We start from the raw sequence: 12,033 nt of genomic DNA, 5'->3' as shown, positions 1-12,033 counted from the left end.
TTTGTGCCGCGGCGAGCGCTGCAGGCCCTCGAACGCCACCTCCAGCACCAGGCCCTGCTCCGGCTCGTGCACGACATGGCGGACGGGGCCGAACTTTTCGGTGGTGTTGCGGCGGACGAAACGGTCGATCTGCAGCAGTTCCTCGTCGGTGAAACCGAAATAGGCCTTGCCGACCGGCACCAGCTCGTCACCGCCCTCGCCTGCGGTCCAGACGCCGAAGGTGTAATCGGAATAATACGACGAGCGCTTGCCGTGACCGCGCTGCGCGTACATCAGCACGGCATCGATGATGTGGGGATCGCGCTTCCACTTCCACCATTGGCCCTTCGGCCGTCCCGGCAGATAGGGCGCATCGCGTCGCTTCAGCATGACGCCCTCGACGGCCTCCGCATCCTCGCCCGCGCCGGCACTCGCGGGATCGGCGCGTGCGGCGGTAAGCGCCTCCCAGCTCCCGAAAGCAACGGTCGGCGACAGATCGATGCGGGGATCGCTGAGCTTCTCAATGAAAATCTCCAGCCGCTCGCGCCGCTCGGCGAACGGCAGCTCGCGCAGATCGTTCTCGTCGTCGCCGAGCAGATCGTAGGCACGCAGATGGATCGGAAATTCCTTGATCAGCTTCGGCGAGACGACCTTGCGGTTGAGCCGCTGCTGCAGAACGTTGAAGCTCTGCACGCGGCCCTCGCGCAGGATCAAAAGCTCGCCGTCGATTGCACCGGGCAGGCGCAGCGACGGCACTAGATCCGGAAAGCTCCCCGTGATGTCCTCGCCGGTGCGCGAATAGAGCCGCGCCGTGATGTGGCCGCGCTCGTCGCACCCGGCCACTGCCTGCACGCGGATGCCGTCCCATTTCCATTCGGCGATGTAGTCGGCGGGATCGAGCGCGGCGAAATCGCTGTCCTCGATCGCATGCGCCAGCATCACCGGCCGGAACGGCGCGGGATCGCGGTTGACCGGTTTGTCGCCGCGGCCTTCCAGCCAGGCGAACAGGTCGAGATAGGGCGGCGCAAGCCCCGGCCAGATCAGCTCCACCTCGTGCGGATCCTTGTCGCCGAGCGCCGCCGCCGCGGTCTTGGCGAGGCGCGCGGAGATGCCGATGCGAAGCGCGCCGGTGACGAGCTTGAGCAGCGCCCAGCGGCCGGTCTCGTCGAGCTCGTCGAGCCAGCGTTCCAGTTGTTTCGGCAGCTCGGTCTTGCCGAGCGTGCGCAGCGTGGTGACGACTTCGGTGAGCGTGGGAGGTGGCGGGTTGTTGTGGGCGGCAAGCTCGGCCTTCGGCCACATCAGTGCCACCGTCTCCGAGAGATCGCCGACATAGTCGTAACTCAAGCCGAACAGTACCTCGTCCGTGCGCGATGCGATGAGATCGCGGATCAGCGCCGGCTTGGCGTGCTTGAAGCTGAGCGCGCCGGTCAGCGCGGCCAGCGCGTAACCGCGGTCGGGATCGCCGACCTCGCGGAAATAGCCGGTGAGCAGCCGCAGCTTGTTGTTGCGGCCGGGCTCGTAGGCGAGACGGTCGAGCAGTTCGGCGAAGCGGTTCATGCCTCGGCCTCGCCTGCGGCCGGCGTCTCGCTCTCCTCCTCGTCGCCATAGCCGACGAGATCGAGCGGCTGCGCTTTCAAGCCCTTGCTCCGGCACCAATGCACCAGCGCATCTTCCTGGCCGTGGGTGACCCAGATTTCGCCGGCGCCGGTGGCACCGATCGTCGCGGTGAGGCCATCCCAATCGGCGTGGTCGGAGATCACCAGTGGCAGCTCGATGCCGCGCTGCCGCGCCCGGGCGCGCACGCGCATCCAGCCCGAGGCGAACGCGGTGACCGGATCGGGAAAGCGCCGAGTCCACAGGTCAGAGGTCGCCGAGGGCGGGGCCAGCGTGATGGTGCCGGCGAGCGCGGCCTTCTTCACGCCCTTCACCGGCCTGAGCTCGCCGAGATCGATGCCGCGGCTCTGATAATATTCGGTGATCTTCTCCATCGCGCCATGCATATAGATCGGCGCGTCATAGCCAGCCTGCCGCAGCAGCTTGATCACGCGCTGCGCCTTGCCGAGCGAATAGGCGCCGACGAGATGCGCGCGCTCCGGAAACAGCGCGACAGAGGCCAGCAGCTTCTTGATCTCATCGGCCGCATCGCCGTGCCGGAACACCGGCAGGCCGAACGTCGCCTCGGTGATGAAGACGTCGCAAGGCACCAGCTCGAACGGCGTGCAGGTCGGATCGGGCGCGTCCTTGTAGTCGCCGGAGGCAACGATGCAGGTCTCCTTGCAGGTCACGGCGACCTGCGCCGAGCCCAGCACATGGCCGGCCGGGTGAAACTTCACCTTGACGTCGCCGAGCCGGATCTCCTCGCCATAGCGGATCGCCTGCGTCGATCCGGCGAAATTCTCGCCATAGCGCAGCCGCATCATGTCGAGCGTTTCCTGCGTCGCCAGCACCGCGCCATGGCCGGCGCGGGCATGGTCGGAATGACCATGGGTGATCACGGCCCGCTCGACAGGGCGGACAGGGTCGATATGGAAGCCGCCGGGCTTGCAGCACAGGCCGGCAGCAGCTGGCAACAGGATGTCTTGGGCGCGCATGATTGGTATATAGGTTGCAAGCGCTCCAAATTAAGCTGTCATGCGCGGGCTTGACCCGCGCATCCATCCTCTTAAAGAGTTCCTTTTTTGATGGATTGCCGGGCCTACGCCGCGCCGGAGGGGCTTCGGCCCCGCAGGCGGGTCAAGCCCGGCAATGACAATCGGTTCCTCCAATGCCCCTGCGCCTGTTCCAGTCCTCCGGCGATCTTATTGCCGACCGCCGGTTCGAATTCGCCCGCGACCTCCAGCTCAAGGGCGATTTACCCGCCGCCGCCGATTTACTGGAGCAGGCGCTCGAACTCGCGCCCCATTTCACATCGGCGTGGTTCACGCTCGGCGAAATCCGCGAAGAACTCGGCGAGCGCGACAAGGCCATCGCCGCATTCCGGAAAGCGCGCGAGGCCGACCCGGAGGACCAGCACGGCGCCAGCCTGCATTTGATCCGGCTCGGCGACGAGCAACTCTCCGAGATGCCGAAGGCCTATGTGCAGGCCCTGTTCGATCAATATGCGCCGCATTTCGAGGATGTGCTCGTCAACGATCTCGACTATCGCGCGCCGTCCCTCATCTTCAAGGCGGTGATCGCCGCGCACGTCGCCGCCAGGAAGCCCGCTCTGTTCAAGCACGCCATCGATCTCGGCTGCGGCACTGGGCTTGCGGCGGCCGCCTTCGCCAGGCAGGTCGATCATTTCACCGGGATCGATCTCTCCCCCGGCATGATCAAGGAAGCGCGCGCGACGGGTCTCTATGCCGAGCTCGAAATCGCCGACATGATCGAGGGCTTGCAAGGCAAGCCCCAACGAAGCGCAAACCTCATCCTGGCGGCGGATGCGTTTGTGTATCTGTCAGATCTCGCACCGGTGCTGACGGAAGCAAGGCGCGTGCTTGCAGCGGGTGGCGTGCTCGCCTTCACGCTCGAGACCCACGATGGCGACGGCATCATTCTCGGAGAAGGCCTGCGTTATGCCCATGCAGCGGAATATGTCCGGAGCGCGCTCGTCAGGACCGGATTGAAGCTCCTTACATTGCAGGCAGCCTCGCCGCGCATCGAGAATAACGAGCCGGTGCGTGGGCTCGTCGTGGTCGCCGAGAAAACTTGAGTCTAGGCGCTAACTCACCGCACTCTAAGCGTCATTGCGTCGCAAAGCAGCGACTTCCCACTTGCGAGCCACGCTGCGTTGTCAGCACAATGGGCTCACCAGGGAGAAACAAATAATGACGAAGAATCCATCGCGGCGCGATTTCAGCGCCGCCGCGCTCGCCACCATCGCCGCATCCACATTGCCCGCGCCCTATGTCTGGGCCGCGGACAAGAAATACGATGCGGGCGCCAGCGACACCGAGATCAAGATCGGGCAGACCGTGCCGCATTCCGGTCCCGGTTCGCTCTACGGCGTGCTCGGCCGTATCGGCGAAGCCTATTTCCAGATGCTGAACGAGAAGGGCGGCATCAACGGACGCAAGGTCAAATTCCTCACCATGGACGACGCCTACAGCGCGCCGAAATGCGTCGAGGCGACACGGCGCCTGGTCGAGCAGGAAGAGGTGCTCGCGCTGTACGGCTCGCTCGGCACCGCGCCGCAAACCGCCGTGCACAAATACCTGAACTCCAAGGGCGTGCCGCAGCTGCTGCTCAACACCGGCGCGTCGAAGTGGAATAACCCGAAAGAGTTCAAATGGACGATGGCCGGCCTGCCGCTGTATCCGACCGAGGCGCGCATCCTCGCGCGCCACGTCGTCAGCGTGAAGCCGAATGCCAAGGTCGGCATCCTCTACCAGAACGACGATTTCGGCCGCGACTTCTTAGGTCCGTTCAAGAAGGTGCTGGCCGATGCCGGCGGCACCGCGCAGGTGATCATGGAGCAGACCTATGATCTCACCGATCCGACGGTCGATTCCCAGCTCATCAATCTCTCGAAGTCGGGCGCCGACGTCTTCTACAACATCTCCACCGGCAAGGCCTCGTCGCAGTCGATCCGCAAAGTCGCCGAGCTCGGCTGGAAGCCGCTGCAACTGCTCTCCGCCGGCTCGACCGGCCGCTCGATCCTCAATGCCGCAGGGCTCGAGAACGCCACCGGCATCGTCGCCATCCGCTACAACAAGGAGGTCGGCCTGCCGAAATGGGAGAAGGACCCCGACGTGATGGCGTTCGAGGAGCTGCGCAAGAAATACACGCCGGCGATCGACCCCGACAACACCATCGCCTTCGCCGGCTACGGCCAGGCCGTGACCATGGGCGAGATCCTGCGCCGCTGCGGCGACGATCTCACCCGCGCCAACGTGCTGAAGCAGGCATCCAACCTCAAGGGCTTCCACTCGCCCTACTTCCTCGACGGCGTCACCTACGACTACACGCCCGAGGACTACACGCCGATGAAGACGCTGTTTATCTCGACCTTCACCGGCAAGGACTGGGACATCTCCGACAAGCCGATGTCGGAATAGTCGGGGACGCGAGGCGCCGCCGCCTCTTCCCTTCTCCCCTTGTGGGAGAAGGTGGCGCGCGAAGCGCGCCGGATGAGCGGTTGCTTCGGCAAACCCACATATGAAAGGTGGCTCGCGGAGAGACACCCCTCACCCGTCTCGCCGCTACGCGGCGAGCCACCCTCTCCCACAAGGGGAGAGGGTAAGAGCGCGCATCCACTGCAATTAACCCAGCCGATACGCCTGCGCGGCATTCACGCCAAAAGCCTTGTCCCGCACCTGCGGGCCAAGCTTGGCCAGGCAGACTTCCAGCGCGCTCTTGATCTCGCCGTAGCTTCCCGCAAGCAGGCACACCGGCCAGTCCGAGCCGAAGATCAGCCTGTCCTCGCCGAAACATTCTGCGGCGTGCGCGACGAACGGAAGCAGGCGCTCCGCATCCCAGTCATTCCAGACCGCTTCCGTCGCGAGCCCCGAGATCTTGCACCAGACATTGCCGCAAGCCGCGAGCGCTTTGATGCGGTTGGCCCATTCGTCGCTTCCACCCTCCGCGATCGGCGGCTTGGCCGCGTGGTCGAGCACGAAGCGCGCTTGCGGAAACGCCTGCGCGGTCGCGATCGCGGCGGGCAGCTCGCGGGTACGGACGAGCAGATCATAGGTGAGATCGTGCGCGAACACTGCCGTGAGGCCGCGCTGCACGTCCTCGCGCAGCAGCCAATCGGGATCGGCCTCGTCATGCACCTGGTGGCGAATGCCGACGAGCTTGTCCCCGCCCGGCAAGCCGCGCAGCCGCTCGAGCGTGTCACCGAGCGCGCCGTCGGTCAGGTCAGCCCAGCCGACGACACCGATCACTGACGGCGTTTCATGCGCGATGCGCAGGAATTCCTCGGTCTCCTCCAGCGCTGAGCGGCATTGCACCACGATGCTGGCATCGATGCCATTCGCCTTCAGCAGCGGCACGAGATCAGCGGGACCGAAGGCGCGGCGGATCGGCGCGAGCTCGTCCGCGGCCATCCAGGGATAGTCGGCACGCGCCGGATCCCAGAAATGCTGATGGGCGTCGATGATCATGGCTTACGCCCCACCCGGCAGCGGCGCGCGGGGATCGACGAGGTTTCGCGCACGCAGCTCCCGCCAGAACGCAGCCGGCACCGCCTTCTCCGCCATCGCGATATTGTCGGCAACCTCGCCGCCATTGCGTGCGCCCATCACCGCGACCGTCACCGCCGGATGGCTCATGCAGAACTGGAGCGCGGCGGCTTTCAGCTCGGTGCCGTGCTTGCGGCAGAGCACGTCGAGCTCCAACGCCCGCGCCACCAGCGAGGCATCGGCGTCCTGATAGTTGAACTTCGCACCCGTGTGCGGATTGGCCAAAATGCCGCTGTTGTAGATGCCGCCGAGCAGGATACCGATGTTCTTCGCCATGCAGACCGGAAACAGCGCATCCAGTGCGCCCTGGTCGAGCAGCGTGTAGCGCCCGGCGAGCAGAAAGCAGTCGACCGGCACGGCCTCGGCGAAACGCGTCAACATCTCCGACTGGTTCATGCCGGCGCCGATCGCCTTGACCGTGCCGTCCTCGCGCAGGCGCTGCAGCGCGCGGAAGGCGCCGGTGACGGCTTCGTCATAATGATCGTCGGGATCGTGCACCAGGAGGACGTCGACGCGGTCGAGCCCGAGGCGGGCAAGACTCTCCTCCACCGACCGCATCACGCCGTCATAACTGAAATCGAACACCGGCCGCTCGCGCGACGTGCCCTTGTAGTGCTCGTCCTCGGCAGCGCCGTCATCGGGGGCGCGCAGCAGGCGGCCGACCTTGGTCGAGATGGCATAGGAGTCGCGCGTCTGCTGCCGCAGGAAAGCCCCTAGCCGCCGTTCGGCAAGGCCAAAGCCGTAGAGCGGCGCGGTATCGAAGAATCGGATGCCGGTCGCCCAGGCCCGCGCGATCGTCGCTTCCGCATCGGCATCGCTGACGGGGCTGAACAATCCGCCGAGCGGCGCGGAACCGAGCCCGAGTGAGGTGACGTCGAGCGAGCCCAGCCGCGATTGTTTCATTCCCATTTGCCTTCCGAGAACATTCCAAGAGTCCAAATCATCTCCCCCGCTTGCGGAATTCGCAAGCGGGGGAGGCATGCAGGAGCGCGGGGCTGGGGGACGCTCCTACTTCAACATCTGCGCGACGTTGTCCTTGGTGACGAGATCGAGGCCGGTGTAGACGATCTCCGGCACCTTCTCGCCCTTCTTGATGGCGAGCAGCGTGTCCATCGCCTTCTCGCCCATCTCGAACGGACGCTGGCCGACCAGCGCGTTGGCATAGCCGTCGCGCAACAATTCCAGCTGCATCTTCAGCGTATCGGCGACGACCAGCGTGAACTTGCCGGAATCGATGTCCTTCTTGTTCCGGCTCGCGAACGCCTTGAAGCCCTCGGGCGCGAACATCGGCCAGCCGCCGATGGGAACGATGGCGGCGAGATCGGGCGTCGCGGTGCGCATATCCGTCATCTGCTGCACCGCCAGCGCTGGATCGTCGTTGCAGAAGGTCGGGGAACCCGCGACCTCAGTCCATTTCGAGCCCTTCAGCGCCTCGCGCACGCCGTCGACGCGCTCGGCGAGGTTCTTGGCGCCGGGACCGCCGGAGACCATGGCGTATTTGCCGCCGTCGGGGCGCATCTTCAGCAATTGCTTGCCGAGCGCGACGCCGAACTCCTTGTTGTTGGTGCCGATATAGGCGATGCGCTTGGAGCCGGGCGCATCGGCATCGAAGGTAATGACGGGGATGCCTGCGGCGGTCGCCGCCTCGATCGACTTGGTCATGGCCGCGACGTCGGCGACCGAGATGGCGAGGCCGTCGACCTTCTGGGTGACGAAGTCCTGGATGATCTGCGCCTGCGTCGCCGGCTCGTGCTCGACCGGCCCCTTGTAGATGCACTCGATGTTACCGAGCTCCTTGGCGCGCTTGAGGCAGCCATCGCGCGCGAAGTCGAAGAACGGATTGTTCATCGCCTTGGGCACGATGACGAAGCGGTAATTCGCGGCAAATGCCGGCGTCGCCATCATCGCCACCGCGATGCCGGCCAGAAGCAGTTTCCTCATGGTCTCCTCCACCCTCGTTTGGTGCCCGTCCTTTTCGAAGATCGTCCGGGAAGCGGACAGGCGGCGTTTTGTTTACCTTCCCGAGATGACGTAATTTCAGCTCATCCGCGAACGGATGCGGTCGACCAGCACGGCCAGAATGATGATCACGCCGACCAACGTCTGCTGCCAATAGGAGGAGACCTGCGCCAGCACGAGGCCGTTGCGGATCACTTCCAGCAGCACGCAGCCGACGATCGCCCCGAGCGGGCCACCGATGCCGCCCGCAAGGTTTGCGCCGCCGATCACGGCCGCCGCGATCACGTTGAGCTCGTAGGAGGTCGCCATGTTGGCCGGCGCCGAGCCGAGCCAGCCGGAGATGATGATGCCCTGCAGGCCAGCTGCAAGCGCGCAGATCACATAGACCTCGATCTTCACCCGCACCACCGGGATGCCGGTGAGCTCCGCCGCCTTCTCGTTGCCGCCGAGCGCGAAGACGTGGCGGCCGAACGCACTGTGATGCAGCACCACCGCCATCGCCAGCGCGAGGATCATCAGATAAATGAAAGGCACGGGGACGCCGAGCACGTCGCCCGAGGTCGCGGCGTAGAAGTAATCGGCATCCGGCCCGCCCGGGAAACTGCCGCGGCCGTTGGAGACGACATAGCCGAGGCCGCGCACGATCGAGAGCATGCCGAGCGTGGTGACGAAGGGCGACAGGCCGAGCACGGCGATGCAGAAGCCGTTGACGAGTCCGGCGATCAGCGCGACGCCGAGGCCGGCGAGGATCGAGATCAGCAGGATCAGCCCCGGCACGTTGGCCAGCACCGTCTTGCCATCGGCCGCCATGTGCACGAACAGCGAGCCTGCCGGCGAGCCGGGCGCCGACAGCTCGGTCATCACCATCGAGGTGATCATGGCGGAGAAGCACATCATCGATCCCACCGAGAGGTCGATGCCGCCGGTGATGATCACGAAGGTGACGCCCAGCGTCGCGACGGCGATGAAGGAAAAATTCTTCGCCACGTTCTGCATGTTGCCTTCGGTGAAGAAATAGGGACTGGCGAAGTGCATGATCACCAGCAGCACCGCGAGCGCGAGCAGGACGTAGCCGGTCTGCGAGGCGAAGATGCCGCGCTGCCACCATTTGATCTTGCCGACATTGGTGAAGCTGATCGGAGATTCCATGGGCATGGCCATCACGCCGCCTCCTTCGCGCCGGTGATGAGGGCGGTGACTTCTTCCGGCGAAGTCTGGTCGATCGGCTTGTCGGCCCGCTTCTCGCCGCGCCTCATGACGATGACACGGTCGCACACTGCGAACACGTCGGGCATGCGGTGCGAGATCAGCATCACGGCGACCCCCTGCTCCTTCAGCCGGTGGATCAGCCCGAGCACCTGCTCGACCTGGCGCACCGAGATCGCCGCGGTCGGCTCGTCCATCATCACCAGCCGCGCGTTGGAGAGCCTGGTCCGCGCGATCGCGACGGCCTGGCGCTGGCCGCCCGACATCTGCTTGACGAGATCGTCGGGCCGCGTCTCAGAGCGCAGCTCGCCGAACAGCTCCAGCGCCCGCGCCGCCATCGCCTTGTGGTCGAGCAGAGCGATCGGTCCGAACTTGCGCTTCAGTTCGCGGCCCAGGAACACGTTGGCGGCCGCCGTCAGATTGTCGGCGAGCGCGAGGTCCTGATAGACGACCTCGATGCCGACGGCACGGGCGTCGACGGGCCGGCTGAAATGGACCGCGCTGCCGGCGAAACGGATCTCGCCATGGCTGGGACGGAAATTGCCGGCGATGATCTTGACCAGCGTCGACTTGCCGGCGCCGTTGTCGCCCATCAGGCCGACGACCTCGCCGGGCTGGACCTGCAGATCGACACCGTGCAGCGCACGGATGGCGCCGAATTCCTTGCCGATGCCCTGGAGCTCGAGGACCGGTGTCGTGTCAGCGTTTGCCATCAACAACCTCGCTCAGACATAGCGGTTGACCAGGGATTCCAGATATTCCTGCCGGCCCGAGCGCGGCTGCGGATCGAAGCCGGGCTGGAGCGCGCGGTCGGCGAGATCAGCGAGCGAACGCTGGCCTGCGAGAATGGCGCGGCCCTCGGGGCCGGCCCATCCGTCGTAGCGCGTGGCGAGCGGCGTGGTGAGCGCGCCCGCGTCGAGCATGTCGGCGGCGGCGAGGAACGCGCGCGCGCAGGCATCCATCGATCCGACATGGGCATGAATGAGATCGTCAGGGTCGATCGACTGCCGCCGAATCTTGGCGTCGAAATTGAGCCCGCCCGTAGTGAAGCCGCCACGGTTCAGGATCTCGTGAAACAGCAGCGCCAGCTCCGGCACGTTCATCGCGAACTGATCGGTATCCCAGCCGAGCAGGTCGTCGCCACGGTTGATGTCGAGCGAGCCGAACACGCCGAGCGCCTCGGCGAGCGCGACCTCGTGATGGAAGGAATGGCCGGCGAGGATGGCGTGGTTCTGCTCGATGTTGAGCTTGACGTCTTTCAACAGGTCATAGCGTTCGAGGAAGCCGTAGCAGGTGGCGACGTCGAAGTCATATTGATGCTTGGTCGGCTCCTTCGGCTTCGGCTCGATCAGGATCGGGCCCTTGAAACCGATCTTGTGCTTGTGCTCGACGACGAGCGAGACGAAGCGGCCGAGCTGGTCGAGCTCGCGCTTGAGATCGGTGTTGAGCAGCGTCTCATAGCCCTCGCGCCCGCCCCACAGCACATAGTTCTGGCCGCCGAGCCGGTGCGTCACCTCCAGCGCGGCGCGGACCTGGCCGGCGGCATAGGTGAAGATCTCTGGGTCCGGATTGGTCGCAGCGCCCGCCATGTAGCGGCGATGCGTGAACAGGTTCGCGGTGCCCCAGAGCAGGCGGACCTTGGCTGATGCCATCTTCGCTTCGAACAGATCAGCGATGGCGTTGAGATTGGCGACGGACTCGGCGAGCGACGCTCCTTCCGGCGCCACGTCAACGTCGTGGAAGGTAAAGTAGGGCACATCGAGCAGGCGGAACAGCTCGAAGGCGACGTCGGCCTTGGCCCGCGCCTGCGCCATCGCATCGGTGCCGTGATGCCAGGGCCGCAAAAACGTCTCGCCGCCGAAGGGATCGCCGCCCGGCCAGCAGAGCGAATGCCAATAGCAGACCGCAAAGCGCAAATGATCCTCGAGCCGGCGGCCGTGAACCATGCGGTCCTTGTCGTACCAGCGGAAGGCATGCGTGCCGGCATCCTCGCCGCCGAAGGCGACAGGTGCGCTTGCATCGAAGAATTTGGCTGACGCGTTCACTTAATTCGTCTCCTTCAATGCGGGATAGAGCGCGCGCCATCGCCGATAGGCCTCGTCATAGGCCGCGGCCACTGATGCGCGGGGCGTAAAACTCGCGAGCCGCCGCGGGCGGGTGCAGACTGCCGCAGCGCTCTCGCCGGTCGCTGCGAGCCGGCCGAGCCTGGCAGCGCCGAGCGCCGCGCCGACCTCGCCTTCCTCGACGCGGTGAACGGGAATGCCGAGCACGTCGGCGCAGATCTGCGCCCACAACGGCGAGCGCGAGCCGCCGCCGACGAGATCGAGCTCGGCAATCGGCCCGCCCGCCGCGCTCAGCGCAGCCAGATTGTCGCGGGCGGCGTAGGCGACGCCTTCGAGCACGGCCTGCACGATCTGGCCGCGCCCGGTCGCACCCCGCAGGCCGACGAACGCGCCGCTTGCGGCAGCGTCGTTGTGCGGCGTGCGCTCGCCGTCGAGATAAGGCAGGAACTTGATCGGGCTCGGCGCATCGACAGATTCACCAAGCGGAGCCAAGAGCGCTGCGGCGGGCGTCTCCATCACCCCGGAGAGCCAGGCGAGCGACGCCGCAGCCGACAACATCACGCCCATCTGATGCCAGAGGCCGGGCAGCGCATGACAGAAGGCATGCACGGCCGACGTCGGCGCCGGCGCGAAGCGATCGGTGACGCGGAACACGACGCCGGACG

Annotated in this window: 11 protein-coding genes; 2 read left to right on the top strand and 9 right to left on the bottom strand. The window is 65.7% G+C overall.

Annotation, left to right across the window (positions count from 1 at the left end):
* Together SE92_RS25880 and SE92_RS25875 are read right to left on the bottom strand one after the other, a co-directional pair.
* A partial coding sequence (locus SE92_RS25880) for a cisplatin damage response ATP-dependent DNA ligase (RefSeq protein WP_063199734.1) occupies nt 1-1,536 on the bottom strand: 1,536 nt, incomplete at its 3' end.
* The gene (locus SE92_RS25875) at nt 1,533-2,570 is read right to left on the bottom strand and encodes a ligase-associated DNA damage response exonuclease (protein ID WP_063199731.1); all 1,038 of its coding nucleotides are present in this window, start codon (nt 2,568-2,570) and stop codon (nt 1,533-1,535) included. The genes SE92_RS25875 and SE92_RS25880, both read right to left, overlap by 4 nt.
* A 173-nt stretch (nt 2,571-2,743) precedes the next feature.
* Here SE92_RS25875 and SE92_RS25870 point away from each other — a divergent pair, with 173 nt between their 5' ends.
* Together SE92_RS25870 and SE92_RS25865 are read left to right on the top strand one after the other, a co-directional pair.
* A complete protein-coding gene (locus tag SE92_RS25870; protein ID WP_063199729.1) occupies nt 2,744-3,670 on the top strand; it encodes a class I SAM-dependent DNA methyltransferase in 927 nt (308 codons plus the stop codon).
* 115 nt (nt 3,671-3,785) lie between these two features.
* On the top strand, nt 3,786-5,015 hold the full coding sequence (locus SE92_RS25865) for an ABC transporter substrate-binding protein (RefSeq protein WP_063199726.1): 1,230 nt from the start codon (nt 3,786-3,788) through the stop codon (nt 5,013-5,015).
* A 204-nt stretch (nt 5,016-5,219) separates the two neighbouring features.
* On the opposite strand, the gene SE92_RS25860 is transcribed toward SE92_RS25865, so the two are convergent.
* The 7 genes from SE92_RS25860 to SE92_RS25830 all read right to left on the bottom strand — a co-directional run.
* Complete coding sequence (locus SE92_RS25860; RefSeq protein ID WP_063199723.1) at nt 5,220-6,062, bottom strand: amidohydrolase family protein; 843 nt, start codon at nt 6,060-6,062, stop codon at nt 5,220-5,222.
* A gap of 3 nt (nt 6,063-6,065) precedes the next feature.
* Nucleotides 6,066-7,043 (bottom strand): aldo/keto reductase, encoded by a 978-nt coding sequence (locus tag SE92_RS25855; RefSeq protein WP_063203762.1) that lies wholly within the window; start codon nt 7,041-7,043, stop codon nt 6,066-6,068.
* A 105-nt stretch (nt 7,044-7,148) separates the two neighbouring features.
* Nucleotides 7,149-8,081 carry a sugar-binding protein gene (locus tag SE92_RS25850; RefSeq protein WP_063203761.1) on the bottom strand — a complete coding sequence of 311 codons (933 nt, stop codon included), beginning with the start codon at nt 8,079-8,081 and terminating at the stop codon, nt 7,149-7,151.
* A 96-nt stretch (nt 8,082-8,177) separates the two neighbouring features.
* The gene (locus SE92_RS25845) at nt 8,178-9,260 is read right to left on the bottom strand and encodes an ABC transporter permease (RefSeq protein ID WP_063199720.1); all 1,083 of its coding nucleotides are present in this window, start codon (nt 9,258-9,260) and stop codon (nt 8,178-8,180) included.
* Nucleotides 9,260-10,018, bottom strand: coding sequence for an ATP-binding cassette domain-containing protein (locus SE92_RS25840; RefSeq protein ID WP_063199717.1), 759 nt, complete (start codon nt 10,016-10,018; stop codon nt 9,260-9,262). Before SE92_RS25840 ends, SE92_RS25845 begins: the two co-directional genes overlap by 1 nt.
* Before the next feature lie 12 nt (nt 10,019-10,030).
* Nucleotides 10,031-11,350: a xylose isomerase gene (xylA, locus tag SE92_RS25835; RefSeq protein ID WP_063199714.1), complete on the bottom strand. Its 1,320-nt coding sequence runs from the start codon at nt 11,348-11,350 to the stop codon at nt 10,031-10,033.
* A partial coding sequence (locus SE92_RS25830; protein WP_245324691.1) for a xylulokinase occupies nt 11,351-12,033 on the bottom strand: 683 nt, incomplete at its 5' end. It abuts the gene before it with no gap.

Origin of the sequence: Bradyrhizobium sp. AT1, from assembly GCF_001590795.1 — a bacterium.
Lineage (GTDB): Bacteria > Pseudomonadota > Alphaproteobacteria > Rhizobiales > Xanthobacteraceae > Bradyrhizobium.
Note: the sequence above shows the minus strand (reverse complement) of the source record. Positions and strands in the feature narration are given on the sequence as shown.